We start from the raw sequence: 15,925 nt of genomic DNA on the forward strand, positions 1-15,925 counted from the left end.
AGTTTTAGTGTAGATAAACGAAGTAGTTATCTCCAGAGAAATCTACTTTGATATGTTCATTGAGTGTGGTAGAAAGCTCAAACCCTGTGTAATCAGCTCGAATAGGAAAGAGACCGTGGCTGCGATTGACTAGCACAGCTATTTCCATCTTGTACAGTTCTTCATCCAAAAAAGGCTTCATGGCATATACCAAGGTCTTGCCGGTATTGAGTACATCGTCCACCAAAATCAGGGTTTTCCCCTGCAAATCTATTGCAGTCGAAAGCTTCACCTCTTCTGAAGCAACGTGAACTTTGTCTATAATGATTTTAATTTGCTCGATAGTAAGAGGAGAAATTGCTCTTAGCTCGGTAGCAAGAAGGTCGGCTAGAGTTTCCCCCATTCCAGAAATCCCTGCAAATACAACGGCCTTTGAATTGAGATTTCTTTCGTAAATCTCATAGGCCATCCGGGTGATTTTCTTCTTTATCTGCTGGTGATTGAGTACTTCGCTCATGGTTTTTTTCAAAAATGAAAATTAGGTCAATTCTACTTGGATTCAAAATCGAGTGAACAGCTTATCTGTAGTCATCTTCTTCATTGAGGATATTCAAATAGCTTTCGTAGCGGTAAGGATGGATATATCCAGACTCTACCTTCTCCAGCACTACACACCCCGGTTCATTTACATGCTGGCAATTATTGTATTTGCATTGTCCGAGGCAATTTCTCATTTCAGGGAAATAATGTGACAGCTCATTGTCATCTATATCTAGTATCCCAAACTCCTTGATTCCGGGTGTATCGATCAAATCACCACCATTCTCCAAGGAAAAAAGTTCTGCAAAAGTAGTAGTATGTACACCTTTGGATGTAAATCCGGAAACTTCTTTGGTATGCTGTGCAGCTTGGGGAACCAACGCATTAAGCATAGTTGATTTCCCCACTCCTGAATGTCCTGCAATCAAGGTGGATTTTCCAGCTAGAACTGGGTTGAATTTTTCTTTCAAATTCTCCTCTTTCAATGCCGACGCTTCCAATACCTGGTAGCCCAAAGGCTCATAGATCTCATGAATATCCAGTAGCCAGTCCTCCGCCTTTTCACCGGACATTTGATCCATTTTGTTCACTACCAAAATGGCAGGAATTCTAAAACTTTCTGTACTGACCAAAAACCGATCAATAAAACCCAAGGATGTCCGTGGACTTTTCATGGTAATTACAAGAATTGCTTGATCTAGATTACTGGCGATGATGTGAGAAAAATGCTGATTTCGAGTGGACTTCCGGATCACATAATTTTCACGGGGTAAAATATCCGAAATCACAGCAGTCTCCTGATTCTCTTCCTTTGCCAATTCTACCCAATCTCCCACAGCAATAGGATTGGTCAGCTTAAGATCGTCTTGCTTGAATTTCCCCTTTAATCTGGAAGAAACGACTTCTCCATCGGTCTGAACCAAATACCAGCTACCGGTAGATTTTATCACTCTTCCTTTCATGTGTTTATAATTGATTTTTATTGGTCATAACCTGTCCCGTGACGAAGGAAACGGGATAGCCTGTCCCGTCCGCCGCGGCGGATCGGGAGAATCTCACAGGTTTTTATAATCATCGCACTGTGTGAGCCTATTTGTCCTGCTCAATTTCATACCTCTGAAACTAGTTTCCCCACTTTTCTTATAATTTTCGCTGCTGCGCCACGATTCATTTGCACCCAATCCCGGGCTGAATCTGCACTGTATTGATAAAAGTCTGGCTTTTCCAATTTAGCAAAAACCACCTTCAAACTTTCTGCATCGCTGACTTCAAATCCACATCCTTTGGCCTGACTTTCTGATGCCTCAGGAAATTTTTCAGACTTTACCAATTTGCCAAAAATCACAGGAACCCCGAACCCCAGTGGCTCCAAGATATTATGAAGCCCTTTACCGCATGCACCTCCCACATAAGCTACCTTGGCAAATTGATATAATGAACTTAGCATCCCAATACTATCAATAAAAAGCACCTCTGGAGACTGTTCCGAATCCCATTGAGAATACCTAGCAGCAGCTAAAGATAACTGATCCGCCCATCGATTCATCGGCTCTGGATTCAAATCGTGCGGAGCAATGAGCCATCGATATTCTGGATGTGCATTTATCAAAGGAATCAGCATATCCATATCCTCCTGCCACACCGAGCCAGCTACAATAGTAGGTCTTTCACCGACCCAGCTAGCCAATGCCGGGAACTCCCTATAATTCTTCGCCGTCTCCGCCACTCGGTCATAGCGAGTGTCCCCAGCTATACTGGTCTGTTGATAATTGATTGATTTTAGTAAGTCAAGAGAACTCTTGTTTTGGGTAAAAATATGGTCGAATTGAAATAGGATCTTTCTGAAAAAGCCATCTCGCATAAAATAAATCTGATCTGGACGAAAAGATGCCGAGAAAAGAAAGAGGGGTATCTCTCTCACTTTCAGCGCCATGATATGATGATACCACAGGTCGTATTTGACAAAAAAAGCTAGACTAGGCTGTAGGGTTTCTACAAATCGTGTAGCCAAAGTCTTACCGTCCAGTGGCAAATAAGTGATAAAATCCACATTTGTTTGTGGTTTTTTGATCACATTATCATACCCCGAAGGACTGAAAAAACTAACGACCACTAACTGAGCAGGTTGAACTCGCTTAAGCTCAGCGAGCACAGGCCTAGCCTGCTCGTACTCACCTAAAGATGCTACATGAAACCAAGCCAGACTACCTGGATTTTTTTTCCTAAATGCTAAAAGTCCCTGAAATAGATTTTTTCTGCTTGTCAAGAAATGGCTAATTTTGGGGATAAAGAGTCCGCCTAGCAGCAGAAGGATCCTCGCAAAAATTATCCCGATTCTATAAATCCATTTCATTTGTCAAAAGTAGCCATTTGACTGGAAATAGTCTCATTCGCATGTAATTCCCTGGCAAAGGATAAATAAAAATACAGGTTTGAAGGTGTTTCATAAAAAAACACAAACTACGCCGTGCATTTTTCCTGAAAATTAGGTACTTTCAAAACCCTCGTTTTTTATAAACTTTTTAAGTTCAGAGTTAAAATAATATGATTAGAGTTTTATTTGTTTGTCTGGGTAATATTTGCAGATCTCCACTTGCTGAAGCTATTTTTAATAGTAAGGTCAAGCAAGCAGGCATGCAGGCACAATTCAAATGTGATAGTGCCGGGACTTCTGATTTTCATATTGGTGAATTACCCGATGAGCGAACTATACAATGCGCCGGAAAGTACAATCTCCCTTTAAATCATCGTGGAAGACAAGTGAATCGCACGGATTTCAGAGATTTCGAATATATACTGGCAATGGATGAAAACAACTTGCGAAATCTAAATAATTTAAAAATCCGATACGGGTTTGAGGACAAAGAAATTCATTTAATGCGTGATTTTGTAGCTGAAACACAGGGAATGCCTGTTCCTGATCCATATTACGGGGGAGAAGAAGGATTTGAGGAAATATATCAGATTTTGGACAAGGCGCTTGACTGCTTCCTAGCTCAGGTCAAAGCTACTCATCAGCCCTATGCATGAGCAGAGCGAGATCTACCAACACATACTTTTTGAAAGCCTAGGCGCTAGGGCAGAATTAAAATCAGCCTCGCTGGTTGCTGCCGGAAATCATAATCAAGGTGTACGAATTGAATGTAGTGAGGGGATTTTTTTCCTAAAGATGAATCTCGATCACGAAAGAGATATTCTCCTGAAAGAGTCGGAAGGATTAGATTTACTACGTAATGCCACCTTATTGAAAGTTCCCGAAACGTATGGATGCGGTAGAATAGGAGATTACAATTTCTTACTGTCAGAATTTGTCTCTGCTGGTAGGTATAAACTCGACTATTGGGAGAATCTCGGTTTGGGCATAGCCCATCTCCACCTGACACATCACAATGAATTCGGGCTAGGAAATGATAACTACATTGCCTCACTTCATCAAAAAAATCTCCAAACAGGTAATTGGGTTGACTTCTATATTGAGCAGCGACTAGAGCCTATGCTGGGAAAAGCATATTTTGACCGGCTGATTCCTTTAGAATTTTTAAGGAGATTTCAGGAAATCTACCCTAAACTGGAAGCAAACATCCCCAAAGAAAAACCATCTTTAGTCCATGGAGATTTGTGGTCAGGGAACGTAATAAGCACAGCAGATGGCCAGCCCTGCTTAATTGATCCGGCTGTTTATTTTGGACATAGGGAAATGGATCTGGCTTTCAGTCGTCTTTTCGGAGGGTTTGACTCCAAATTTTATGATTCTTATGAATCAATCCTCCCATTAGAACCGGATTTTGAAAACAGAATAGGCCTGTATAATCTGTACCCGCTGCTGGTACATTTAAATCTATTTGGCACGGCCTACCTTCCAGGAATCGAACGAACAATCAATCGATTTGTAAGATAGGCCATTCCGCCATCAATGATTTCAACCCAGTCTCAGCGATACCTTCTCCCCTGTTTTGGCCGCTTTGAAAATCGCATCGATAATCTTCATATCCTTCACGCCCTCTTCTCCATTTACAGGCACTTCAGGCTTTTTCCCATCAAAAATAATAGCCGCCATTTCATCCATCTGCACAGTCTGATGAGTTACTATCGGCTGTGAAAGAGGCCCTTTATGAGTTGTTCCTTTGATAGGACCATAGCCGGTGGAAGGCTGCATCTCTGCCCAACCCTTACTCCCATTTAGGTAAAACCGATCCAGATTATTCATATTGTAAGTTGATAGACATGAAGCAACAACTCCATTTGGAAAACCAAGCTGGAACGTGATGGTCTCGTCTATCCCTTCTTTAAATTTTACAGGATTGGTTTTTACTTCTTGAGCTGTCACCCACGTCGGCTCATCGCCTATCATATATCTGGCACCATTTATCGAATAAATACCTATATCCATCATGGCTCCTCCACCCGATAAAACAGGGTTTAATCGCCACTGGTTTGGATCTCCAATCACAAAGCCACTCAAGCCTTGGAAAAATCGAATTTCTCCCAATTCACCTGCTTTGCGCATTCGTATCACCTCCAAGGTATTTGGCTCAAAGTGCATTCTATATCCAACCAAAAGCTGTACCCCTGCTGCTTTACAAGCATCTACCATAGCTTGTCCATCTTCCGCGTTGACTGCCATAGGCTTTTCACTGATCGCATGCTTTCCAGCTTTCGCTACCCGGATTACCTGATCTTTGTGCAAGCCATTTGGGGTGATGACATAGACTGCGTCAATGTCTGGGTTATCTTTTATCGCATCGAAATTTTCATAGTTGTAGCAATTCTTCTCTGGAATGTCATATTTCTCCCGCCAAGCCACCACTTTGGATGGGGTACCACTTATCACTCCTACCAACTTGGTTCTTTTGCAATCCTGAATCGCTTCTGCTACCCGAGTGCCATAGCTTCCAAGTCCCATGATGGCTACCCGGAGTGTTTTGGAATCTTTGGAATGTAAGCTTGTAGGGTTGGTCATAGCGGAAAGGGGGTTAAAGGCAGGGATTGATAATGCCATAGCAGAAAGGCTGGCTTTTTGCAAAAATAATCTTCTTGTTTTCATAGGTAAGGTTTAGGTTATTGAGTTTGGATATCCTGAAAATATTGATTTTTGACCAAATACCCTCGTTATTTTACAAATGACTTCCATAAAGCCTATTTTATCCTTCGGACGATCTGAACTGTGTTTCGGGTACTTTGCTCCAGCAAAACCTCATGGCCTACCAATAAACTTGGTATAGAATCCAAATCCGGATGAAGGACAGTGAGTAACTCTAGTCCTTCATTATACCTAATCTCAAAATCTCCCTTAAGTTCAGAAAGCAACTGCTCCAGCTTGAATGACTGGGAGTCGATCACTATAGAAATGGTAATCGCTGAAGTCTGTAGCATATTCACTCGTAGCTTTAGCTTCTGCAATTGTTCATATACTTGATGCATGTGCTTCTCCTCTATAAATGTAAAGTCAGTCACCTTAAAGCTGACCAGAATTTGATCCTTCTTTAGGATAAAACAAGGTACAGCTATCGCCTTAGCTGCAGAATAGATCTTCGTCCCAGGCTCATCGGGATTAAGAAAAGATTTGACAAAAAGCGGAATCCCGGTATTTGCCAATGGCTTGATCGTCTTGGGATGAATAACAGACGCGCCATAGAAAGTCATTTGCGCAGCTTGTTGATAATCCAGCTCCGTAAAAAGAGTGGTGTCGCTAAAAATCTTTGGATCTGCATTTAATACACCGGGCACATCTTTCCAGATAGTCACTGATCCTGCATCCAGACTGGCAGCCAAAATCGCAGCAGTAAAATCTGACCCTTCTCGTCCCAACGTAGTAGGTCTGCCTGCACTATCGGCTCCTATAAAGCCCTGAGTCAAAACGGAGTATTGTTCAAGTTTTGGCTTCAGTTGGGACTGGCAATTTTTTCTCGTTTTATCCCAATCTACTTTTGCAAAGCGGAAATCACTGTCCGTACATATCAGCTCCCGGACATCTTGCCAAAGCACTAGCAAATTTTGAGCACACAAATACTCCATTACAATCCTCGAAGAAAGTAGCTCGCCAAAACCGATAATCCGATCATAAAACTCATCGTAATTCTCCTTGGAAAGAGGTCGGTTCAGTTCGTGATGGAGCTGGATAAAGTAATTCTCGATTTTAGCAAAAATAACATGTCCCACTGGAAATAACACCAAACAAATAGCTAAATGAAAGCTTTTTAAAATTGAACTATTCCTAGAATAATCCTCCTGGGCTAATTTGAGTGAAAGAATTCCTTCCAAGTGATTAGTGGTTTTCCCCATGGCCGAAACCACAATCACAAAATTAATCCGCAATCGATTACGCAGAATAATAGCTAGGTTTTTAACTGCAGACGCATCTTTCACGGATGCCCCTCCAAATTTATAAATTTGAGTTTCTGTCATGAAAATATTTACTTACTTTTCAAAAGTAATAAATCACCAATTGAACTATTCCAATATATGAAAATCCTACCCTACCAGCCTGACCAAAGTGGCTTGGCTTACGCTGTCGGTACTACTTTAGACCGATTCATCAAACTCAAACAGAGTGATTTCCCATTTGCCTCAGGCGAACTATCCCAGCTACTACGCGATATCGCACTAGCCGCCAAGATAGTAAATAGAGAAACTACCCGTGCTGGACTCTCAAATATCGGAGGAGCTTTTGGTCAAGTCAATGTACAAGGTGAAGAGCAACAGAAACTAGATGTAATCGCAAATATCAGATTTATGCGTGCCTTGAGTAAAGGTGGCGAAGTCTGTGCCATAGTTTCTGAAGAGGAAGATGCTGTGATTGATTTGCAGAATAGCTCCGGTAAATATGTAGTGGCAATTGATCCCTTAGACGGCAGTTCAAATATCGATGTGAATATCAGTATTGGGACGATTTTCTCAATTTATAGAAGAAAAACTCCTGCAGGCAGTCCAATCCAAAAGGAAGACATCATGCAGGCAGGTACCGAGCAGGTAGCGGCGGGCTATGTGCTTTATGGATCGTCCACTATGCTGGTCTATACTACTGGATGCGGAGTAAATGGATTTACTTACGAACAGTCTTTGGGCGAATTTTTTCTTTCCCACCCTGCTATTCAGGCTCCAAAGAACGGAGAAATTTATTCGGTAAATGAAGGAACTCAGAAGGACTGGGAAGACGGGTTTAAGGCTTATATAGAAAAATGTAAGGAAAGAAGATACTCTGCAAGATACATAGGCTCTTTAGTCGCAGACTTTCACAGAAACCTGCTGAAAGGAGGTATTTACTTATATCCTGCCACCAAAAAGAATCCCTCTGGTAAGTTACGCTTGTTGTATGAAGCAAATGCTCTGGCACTTATTGCCGAACAGGCTGGAGCAATGGCGACGGATGGAACTCAACGGATTTTGGAGATCCAGCCGTCCTCGCTTCATCAAAGAACTCCACTTCTAATAGGTTCTTCTGATATGGTAAAAGAGGCGGAATCCTTCTTGTCCTCCTTTGCGGAAAAGACTATTTCTTAATTACTTCGTGTAAAAAAGGTTCAGGATTCGAAAGATGTCTTTTATCTTGCGGGATTAAATAACTGACTATGAAAAATATCAAACCCCACCTACCTATTGCTCTCATGGTTGCGACCGTCTCTATATGGGCATCTTGCTCACCCAAAAAAGAGGAAGTTGTCGAGCCAATCGACGAAACTTATGCAGTGCAAACTGAGAAAATGTTGATCAATGTTGACACCCTTTATACAGAATTTGAAAATCCTTGGGGCATGACCTGGCTTCCTGATGGCAGGATGCTAGTCACTGAGAAAAAAGGAGAAGTACTTATATTCAAAGACGACAAATATACCGGAGAAAAAATCCAAGGACTTCCAGAAGTTTGGACAGTAAGCCAATCTGGACTTTTGGATATAACAGCTCATCCGAATTATGATGAAAACGGCTGGATATATATTTCCTACGGAAAACCAATGCCTGATAGCACTTCGTCTACTACGATCATGAGGTTTAAATTGGAAGGCAATACCGCAACTAATCAAGAAGAACTTATTCAATCTCTGCCGGCTTGGAAAGGTGGCAGACACTTGGGAAGCCGAATAGTTTTTGACAATGACGGATACCTTTACTACTCCAGCGGAGAGCGTGGAGACATGCCTACTAACGCACAGGATCTAACCAATTCTCATGGCAAAATTCACCGTATTCATGACGACGGAAAAATCCCGACTGACAATCCGTTTGTAGGTACTGAAGGAGCTGTTGCCTCTATTTGGACTTATGGAAACAGAAATCCTCAAGGAATGTACTTCGATAAGGAGAACAACAAATTGTATGCAACCGAGCATGGCCCTCAAGGAGGCGATGAGCTAAACCTGATCGAAAAAGGAAATAATTACGGCTGGCCAGTAATTACTTGGGGTATTGACTACGATGATACGCCAATCTCGGATATTCAGGAAAAAGAAGGAATGGTGCAGCCTTTGACTTATTATGTTCCATCTATTGCTACAGCTGGAATGACTATGGTCACTTCAGATAAATACCCTGCCTGGAAAGGTGATATCCTGATTGGAGCACTAGCCAAAATGCATATCAATAGAGTGGACATGGACGGATCTTCCGCTGGTGAACAGGAAATAATGCTTCAGGATTTTGGTCGGGTACGTCAGGTATCTCAAAGTCCAGAAGGTTATATCTATGCAATCACTCAAGCTACTGGATTGATGGTGAAGCTTATCCCGATTAGATAGTCTCCTAATGAGTAAATAAGCACAAAGCTCTCTGAAGTTTCAGAGAGCTTTGTTTTTTTTTAACTGATCAATATCCAATAAATCTTTAGCCCGAGCAGCCCTCAATTTACTTTCAATTAAATCTTCATAGTTTAGCACCTTCCACATTTTTAAAGGGAAGCCAACAATGTCAACTTCATCGGCACTCTCATAGGCTTCATCGAAAGTTTTACCAATTTCAAATCTTGTAATCAATTCCAAGTCCAGATCTTCCGGTGTAAACTTCACGGAAATATTCTTCATTTGATCCCTCACTTCTACTGGGAATTCTTCAATCTCAAATCCCATTTCATTAAAGGTTGCAACCAGTTTTGCAAGGTTTTCTTGATCAGTTTTAATCCAAAAATCTACATCAGCCGAGTGTCTTTGATATCCATGAAAATTAACAGCACCTCCACCTACAAGTAACATTTTCACTTCATGCTTATTTGCTAGCTCAATAAATCCGCTAATATTTTCTTGCCAAATTTGATTCATTTTTTTCTTTCAAGAATGAAATTGCCTTTCGTGCGTTCTTTGAAAGAAGACTTTGAAGGAAACAACAGATTTATTTTTCTGCTCAGCGCTAAAAATGCTTTAAAACGCTCAGCACCAGAAAGGGCTAAAAACTCCTTCTTCCTAAATCCGTTGCTTTCCTCTTTTGTCAAAAATCTAATTTCCATCACTTTAAGATATCAAATGAAAATCTGAAATGAAACAGCATACTTTATCATCTTACTTTTTTACACAAAATCCACATCCACATTAAAAGGATATTTCATCAAAAACTGAAGCGCCTCTTCAATCTCCAAATCTTCAAAAAGAACCCGATAAAGATTCTCTGTGATCGGTGCCCGAAGATCTGCTGTCTCCAAAAAAGCCTTGATGATCCTCACGGTATTAATCCCTTCTGCTACCTCTTCCATATCCCCCAGAATCGTGTCCAGCGAATCTCCTTTGGCAAGCCTATATCCTACGGTGAAATTCCTGGAATGAACCGAATTGCAGGTAGCCACCAAATCACCTATGCCTGCTAGGCCCATCACAGATTTGATACTGCCACCGAGTGCATTGCCCAAGTGAATCATTTCCACCATTCCTCGGCTGATCAGAAGTCCTTTGGCATTTTCACCCAATCCTAATCCAGCCAATGCTCCAGAGGCAATCGCTATGATGTTTTTCAACACTCCGCTGATCTCCACTCCGATAATATCCGAATTCCCATAAACCTGGAATTTCTCGGATCTCAACAGACTCTGTCCCTCCAAGATCACCTCATTGTATTTACTAGCGATCACAGTAGCCGCGGGTTGGCCTTGGGATAGTTCTTTAGAAAGATTAGGGCCAGCTAGGCATCCCACACGTACAGCGACAGTTTCCTGAAGGATCACTTCGCTCATAGTTAAGATTTGGCTTCGTTTGATTCTCTTGACAGTCTCTAGCGTTTCTCCTGTTTTGAGATTTAGACAAAGACCTTTTGTTCCATGAATAATCAAATGATATGGAAAAAGAAAAGGAGAGAAAGTTCTCACCACATTCTGGAATCCAGCTGATGGAACCATGAAAAAGAGCACATCACAGCTATTGCAAAGTTGCTCCGGGTCATTTGAAGCAATTACATTGTCACTCAGTGCTTTTCCCTGAGCAGTATGAGTGGTATTGATTTCCTCCACCACTTCCTGCTTTCGCGCATAAACCATCACTGGATTTTTGGCAGCCAGAATATTTGCAATTACTGCCCCAAAGCTTCCCACTCCGATTACACCGATGTACTTAGATTTAGTAGAGTTTTTCGAGTCCATATCCTGCTAATCTGTTATGATAAAAATAAAGTAAGCTCATATCATCCGTGCCTATATCTCCATTTTTATCTTGAATAATTGGGCGTTTGGCATGGTACATTCCTACGTTTTCCATGCCTCGCTTGACGATTTCGTCCATATCAAGATAAAGATGCGGCGCAGTATTGATATGACCTTGAGACTTCAACTCATTGATTTTGTCCAAAACGAGCTGACAACTCGCCTTGAAGTCCTCGTATGGAATGGAAATCTCTTCCTCGGGAAGTCTTAACAAATCAAACAAATCTAGCTTTCTGTTTTGCTTTTTGATCATTTCAAAAGCCACAAAAGCCACCAAATGCGAATTAAATACGCGGTTGATTTTATGGAATTCCTCTACGATGCGCTTGCCAAGCATATTGGTGTACTCTTCCTCCCGCTGATTATCCACTGAGACTTTCCCGTCAGAAATAAAATAATCCCGCGTATTAATTATTCTACCATGCTTGTCCAGACTTCTTCCGTCCTCATCTACATAGTTACCCAGCACATCCATAGCTTTCCCTACAGAAACAGAGATATCAGACCCTTTAGTAAAAAACTTGATCAGAAATTTTGAGATTTTGTATGAATTAGAAAATTCATCATTCTCCTTATAATATCGTTCTTGTCCTGTGATACTGAGATGATCACGGATCAAACTTGGAGCCTCCAGCACAAAGTGATAATTGATCGTAACCGGTACGATAAAAATCTTTCCTGAAATATTATTTACCCCATTCTCAAAATTTGCCCGCTGTGCTTCTATCGCAGTACTTAGAAGTCCCAGCTTGAGCTTCGATTCAATCATCCCGCTTCGGGATCTGGTACCTCCAGGAAAAAATAAAGAGTGGCAACCGAACTGAATAGCTTCCTTGGAATAAGTCTTCAGCGTCTCCAGATACATCAGATTTTTCTTTCTTCTATCCACTTTGTAAGCTCCAAGTGAATTCATGAAGTAAGCGAAAATGGAAATATTGAAGAGATTCAATCCTGCTCCATAAATAAATGGAGGCAAACCCAACACTGATATTACCCAGCCTATTAAAATACTATCTAGGTTACTGAAGTGAGTAGGAACCATCACCACAGTCCCTTTAGTCGCCAGATCACGCAACTGATCTGTTTCGCCAGTAATCTGGATTTTATCCTGAAGCGTGTACTGATTACTGAAAATAGATTTAAAACCTTTCACTCTGGCCGCATTCAGCAACCTAGAAAAGCCGTAAGTAACTACTGAGCGAGTGAATTTATAATGCGTCGCCTTGAAATTACTAGCAATCTCCTCTGCATAGCGAGCTGTAATACTATTCAAAACTGCTTTATAAGCCTGAAAGCTTTTAATTTTACTTCTTACAGTTTCAGTACTGATTTGCACCAAGGAAGATTTTACTCCACTCCAAAAAGACCCATCATCATCAGGATCTACTACCCAAGGATTCTGCTTGATTCGGAGCTTTTCCCGGTATAATGTCGTTTCTAACTCTTCCTTGAGAATTTCAGGATGGTTGCCAGTGAGGTTGAGAATTCTGTCTTCTGATAGATCCGCCACTTTCTTCACAAATTCCTTCCGTTCTCTCGCCAGCTTCACTACAGGCCATTCCTCTTTGCTGGGGTGAATCGGCTCGTATTTATGTTTGATGTATTTCTCCTCCAAGTGGCTGGTTTTTGTTAAAAATCTAATCAAAGATAGTGAAAAAGCCCTTTTTACTACGACTGATCACTTGGGAGAAAAAGCAGAAGGTTTTGACTTCGACTTTACAAGAACAGCCACAACAGCTGAGGTAGCTATCCCCATAATTAAAGCTCCTACTACGGACATGATCATGTAGCTTTGCAAATTAAAGTAGGATTCAGCTTTATCCTGAGTCATTTCGCCTATACTCACAGAATAATTAATAACATTGGTGAAAAAATTAGGAGTAATAAATTCGCTTGTGATGTATTGAACAAGCGGGCTCAAAATCGCCACAATGAGAGTAATCACCAAACCTGCCATAAAGCCCTGATAATAACTAATCACACCGTGATAGAAATTCTTTCTTTTGTCCAACAGTGCAAAAATATAGATCGCAATAGAGGGTATGGCCACCAAGTTGGTCAACACGGCATGATCTGCTATTTTTTCATCATGCCAGCCTAGGGACTTTTCCATCACCATCCAGGCAAGCATCATGACTACAAAGATCAATGCCCATTTGATTTCAATCTTAATGTTTTTCATAGTTTCTTGGCTTCAGGGTTCATAATTAGGAATCCAAAATACATAATTTTATGAGTTTATATTTTGTTTCTATTGTCACACCTGACTGCCGTCTGGCAGGTGGAACCTCGCAGGTTATAATCATCACTCTGTGTGACGCTTGCGTCATGTTCGACAATCATTCCTCCCTGTGCGCCTGCGTCATGCTCGATTTCCTAAAATCAACGTCATTTTCAATTGATTGCTACACCTAGGCTATGAATCCCTTGCCCATGAGAGAAAGGGTATTATTTTTACAGCATCAAAGACCGGATGAAACCAGACCTTAAGCAAATACAAGTACCAATAGAGAACGAAATGGCTCAGTTTGAACTGAAATTTCGGGACTCCATGAAAAGTAAGGTCAAGCTACTCGACCACATTACTAATTACATTGTTAAGCGCAAAGGCAAGCAGATGCGCCCCATGTTTGTTTTCTTGAGTGCAGGTGTGTGTGGAGGAATAAACGATTCTACCCATAGAGGTGCCGCTCTTATTGAGCTGCTGCACACGGCTACTCTCGTACATGATGATGTAGTCGATGATGCAAATTACCGGCGTGGGTTTTTCTCGATAAATGCCCTCTGGAAAAATAAAATCGCAGTGCTCGTAGGTGACTACCTCCTATCCAGGGGTTTGCTGTTGAGTGTGGACAATGGCGACTTTAAACTGCTAAAAATAGTCTCTAATGCCGTTAAAGAGATGTCTGAAGGCGAACTTCTTCAAATTGCCAAAGCCAGAAAACTCGATATTACAGAGGAAGTTTACTACGACATCATCCGTCAAAAGACAGCCAGCCTGTTGGCCTCTTGCTGTGCTGTAGGTGCATCCAGCACCGAAAGCAATGAGGAAACTATAGTCAAAATGCGGGAATTCGGTGAGAAAGTCGGTATGGCTTTTCAGATCAAAGACGATCTTTTTGACTACGGTGAAGATGAAATCGGCAAACCTGTCGGCATAGATATTAAAGAGAAGAAGATGACGCTTCCTCTTATTTTTGCTTTGCAAAAGGCAGACTGGTTAGAGAAAAAGAAAATCATCCACCTCATCCGCAGTCGCAGCGAAGATAAAAAAGCAGTAAACCAAGTGATCAGCTTTGTGAAGAAAAGCGGTGGTCTTGAATACGCAAAAACCATCATGGACAGGTTTTACAGGGAAGCCCTCGATATCTTGAATACTTTTCCAGAATCATCCTACAAAACATCCTTGGTGGGACTGGTCAGCTACACTATTGAAAGGAAGAAATAGAAATCTAGTCCCTTTCCCTTTCACTAGTTAAGCGGCTGACTTTAAGCTTCTAAGCCCTCCAAATACACCTTAAACTCCTCAAAGTCATTTTCCAAAGCTTCCACTTTTTTCTCTCCGTCCATAAACGCTGCAAGTCGTTCTGGCAAAGCCAACTTTAAGTCCAGTGCCTTCTCTACAGTTTCCCGGAATTTACCTGGATGTGCAGTTTCCAAAAATACGCCTTGGAACCCAGCATTGGCAGTCATAAAATCCTTCAAACCTATGTATCCAACCGCTCCGTGAGGGTCGAGCGTGTAACCCATTTTTTTGACAGCCTGCATCACTTCAACTGTTTCTTCGTCGGAGTAGAAAAAACCCTTCACATTATCCTTCAATACGTTGGCATCATCTCCATACAAGGCCAATAACCTAGGGAAATTGCTCGGATTCCCGACGTCCATACTATTGCTTATCGTAGCAATCGAGGACATCTTAAGAAAATCGGCTCCATTCAAATAGTCTGGAACTACTTTGTTCACATTTGTTGCAGCTACAAATTGATCAATAGGCAAGCCCATTTTTTGTGCTAAAATCCCAGCAGCTAAATTCCCGAAATTTCCCGACGGAACAGCGAACACTACTTTTTTATCGTTTTTTGGCAGCCTGGAAAAAGCATAGAAATAGTACAAGCATTGCGGAATCCAACGTGCTACATTGATAGAATTTGCTGAAGTTAGCAAAAGTTTAGTATTCAAATCCGCATCCAAAAATGCGTCCTTCACCAACTTTTGGCAATCGTCAAAAACGCCATCTACTTCCAGTGCCGTTATATTTTGTCCTAAGGTAGTAAATTGTTTTTCCTGGAGCTCACTTACTTTTCCCTTCGGAAAAAGGATGATCACTTCTACTCCGTCCACTCCCAAAAACCCATTGGCTACTGCGCTTCCCGTATCTCCTGAAGTAGCGACAAGCACCCTTACTTTCTGATCGGACTTAGCCATCAACATACTCATCAATTTGGAACAGAATCGCGCTCCAAAATCCTTAAATGCCAGCGTCGGGCCATGAAAAAGCTCTAAGCTATACACATCTTCCTCCACCTTCACCAGAGGCGCATCGAAGGTCAGCGTATGATCTACTAACTCCTTCATCTGCTCTTCGCTTAAGGCAGTCGAAAACAAAGCTCCAATTACTTCATAGCCTATTTCCTGAAAACTCATTTCTGGAAATTTATCCAAAAGCTCTTTTGGTAAAACAGGGATTTCCAAAGGTATATAAAGCCCCTGATCTGGTGCCAGACCTTTGATCACCGCTTCGGCAAGATTGACTTGATGTGCAGGATTATTCGTACTAAAAAACTTCATAAG

General features: G+C 41.5%; 16 protein-coding genes. 5 read left to right on the forward strand and 11 right to left on the reverse strand.

What is annotated here, in order from left to right; genetic code table 11:
- Window positions 1–4: 4 nt before the first annotated feature.
- The 3 genes from U3A58_RS15935 to U3A58_RS15945 form a co-directional block, all read right to left on the reverse strand.
- The gene (locus U3A58_RS15935; RefSeq protein WP_323825028.1) at window positions 5–496 is read right to left on the reverse strand and encodes a phosphoribosyltransferase family protein; all 492 of its coding nucleotides are present in this window, start codon (window positions 494–496) and stop codon (window positions 5–7) included.
- A 61-nt stretch (window positions 497–557) separates the two neighbouring features.
- Complete coding sequence (gene rsgA, locus U3A58_RS15940; protein ID WP_323825031.1) at window positions 558–1,481, reverse strand: ribosome small subunit-dependent GTPase A; 924 nt, start codon at window positions 1,479–1,481, stop codon at window positions 558–560.
- Window positions 1,482–1,627: 146 nt separating this feature from the next.
- Window positions 1,628–2,785, reverse strand: a complete 1,158-nt coding sequence (locus U3A58_RS15945; RefSeq protein ID WP_323825032.1) for a 3-deoxy-D-manno-octulosonic acid transferase — start codon at window positions 2,783–2,785, stop codon at window positions 1,628–1,630.
- Window positions 2,786–3,063: 278 nt separating this feature from the next.
- Here U3A58_RS15945 and U3A58_RS15950 point away from each other — a divergent pair, with 278 nt between their 5' ends.
- Both U3A58_RS15950 and U3A58_RS15955 read left to right on the forward strand, forming a co-directional pair.
- Window positions 3,064–3,549, forward strand: coding sequence for a low molecular weight protein-tyrosine-phosphatase (locus U3A58_RS15950; RefSeq protein WP_323825034.1), 486 nt, complete (start codon window positions 3,064–3,066; stop codon window positions 3,547–3,549).
- A complete protein-coding gene (locus U3A58_RS15955; protein WP_323825036.1) occupies window positions 3,542–4,417 on the forward strand; it encodes a fructosamine kinase family protein in 876 nt (291 codons plus the stop codon). Before U3A58_RS15950 ends, U3A58_RS15955 begins: the two co-directional genes overlap by 8 nt.
- A gap of 21 nt (window positions 4,418–4,438) precedes the next feature.
- Here U3A58_RS15955 and U3A58_RS15960 read toward each other — a convergent pair whose 3' ends face one another.
- Window positions 4,439–5,563 carry a Gfo/Idh/MocA family protein gene (locus U3A58_RS15960; protein ID WP_323825038.1) on the reverse strand — a complete coding sequence of 375 codons (1,125 nt, stop codon included), beginning with the start codon at window positions 5,561–5,563 and terminating at the stop codon, window positions 4,439–4,441.
- Window positions 5,564–5,655: 92 nt separating this feature from the next.
- Window positions 5,656–6,924 (reverse strand): aspartate kinase, encoded by a 1,269-nt coding sequence (locus tag U3A58_RS15965; RefSeq protein WP_323825040.1) that lies wholly within the window; start codon window positions 6,922–6,924, stop codon window positions 5,656–5,658.
- A gap of 57 nt (window positions 6,925–6,981) precedes the next feature.
- Between U3A58_RS15965 and fbp the strand changes: the two genes are divergently transcribed.
- Entirely contained in the window at window positions 6,982–8,019 is a 1,038-nt protein-coding gene (fbp, locus tag U3A58_RS15970; RefSeq protein ID WP_323825042.1) for a class 1 fructose-bisphosphatase, read from the forward strand.
- Between the two features lie 68 nt (window positions 8,020–8,087).
- Window positions 8,088–9,251 (forward strand): PQQ-dependent sugar dehydrogenase, encoded by a 1,164-nt coding sequence (locus tag U3A58_RS15975; protein ID WP_323825044.1) that lies wholly within the window; start codon window positions 8,088–8,090, stop codon window positions 9,249–9,251.
- A gap of 39 nt (window positions 9,252–9,290) precedes the next feature.
- On the opposite strand, the gene U3A58_RS15980 is transcribed toward U3A58_RS15975, so the two are convergent.
- The 5 genes from U3A58_RS15980 to U3A58_RS16000 all read right to left on the reverse strand — a co-directional run bounded on the left by U3A58_RS15980 (window position 9,291) and on the right by U3A58_RS16000 (window position 13,313).
- Window positions 9,291–9,767, reverse strand: coding sequence for a nucleotidyl transferase AbiEii/AbiGii toxin family protein (locus tag U3A58_RS15980; protein WP_323825046.1), 477 nt, complete (start codon window positions 9,765–9,767; stop codon window positions 9,291–9,293).
- The gene (locus U3A58_RS15985) at window positions 9,764–9,937 is read right to left on the reverse strand and encodes a hypothetical protein (protein ID WP_323825048.1); all 174 of its coding nucleotides are present in this window, start codon (window positions 9,935–9,937) and stop codon (window positions 9,764–9,766) included. The genes U3A58_RS15980 and U3A58_RS15985 overlap by 4 nt, the downstream gene beginning before the upstream one ends.
- 75 nt (window positions 9,938–10,012) lie before the next feature.
- The gene (locus U3A58_RS15990) at window positions 10,013–11,071 is read right to left on the reverse strand and encodes an NAD(P)H-dependent glycerol-3-phosphate dehydrogenase (RefSeq protein WP_323825050.1); all 1,059 of its coding nucleotides are present in this window, start codon (window positions 11,069–11,071) and stop codon (window positions 10,013–10,015) included.
- A complete protein-coding gene (locus U3A58_RS15995) occupies window positions 11,049–12,746 on the reverse strand; it encodes a 1-acyl-sn-glycerol-3-phosphate acyltransferase (RefSeq protein ID WP_323825112.1) in 1,698 nt (565 codons plus the stop codon). Before U3A58_RS15995 ends, U3A58_RS15990 begins: the two co-directional genes overlap by 23 nt.
- 63 nt (window positions 12,747–12,809) lie before the next feature.
- Window positions 12,810–13,313, reverse strand: coding sequence for a DUF4199 domain-containing protein (locus U3A58_RS16000; RefSeq protein ID WP_323825052.1), 504 nt, complete (start codon window positions 13,311–13,313; stop codon window positions 12,810–12,812).
- 291 nt (window positions 13,314–13,604) lie between these two features.
- Here U3A58_RS16000 and U3A58_RS16005 point away from each other — a divergent pair, with 291 nt between their 5' ends.
- Entirely contained in the window at window positions 13,605–14,579 is a 975-nt protein-coding gene (locus tag U3A58_RS16005) for a polyprenyl synthetase family protein (protein ID WP_323825054.1), read from the forward strand.
- A gap of 41 nt (window positions 14,580–14,620) precedes the next feature.
- Here U3A58_RS16005 and thrC read toward each other — a convergent pair whose 3' ends face one another.
- On the reverse strand, window positions 14,621–15,922 hold the full coding sequence (thrC, locus tag U3A58_RS16010) for a threonine synthase (protein ID WP_323825056.1): 1,302 nt from the start codon (window positions 15,920–15,922) through the stop codon (window positions 14,621–14,623).
- Window positions 15,923–15,925: the final 3 nt, after the last annotated feature.

It is taken from the genome of Algoriphagus persicinus, from assembly GCF_035156415.1.
Lineage (GTDB): Bacteria > Bacteroidota > Bacteroidia > Cytophagales > Cyclobacteriaceae > Algoriphagus > Algoriphagus persicinus.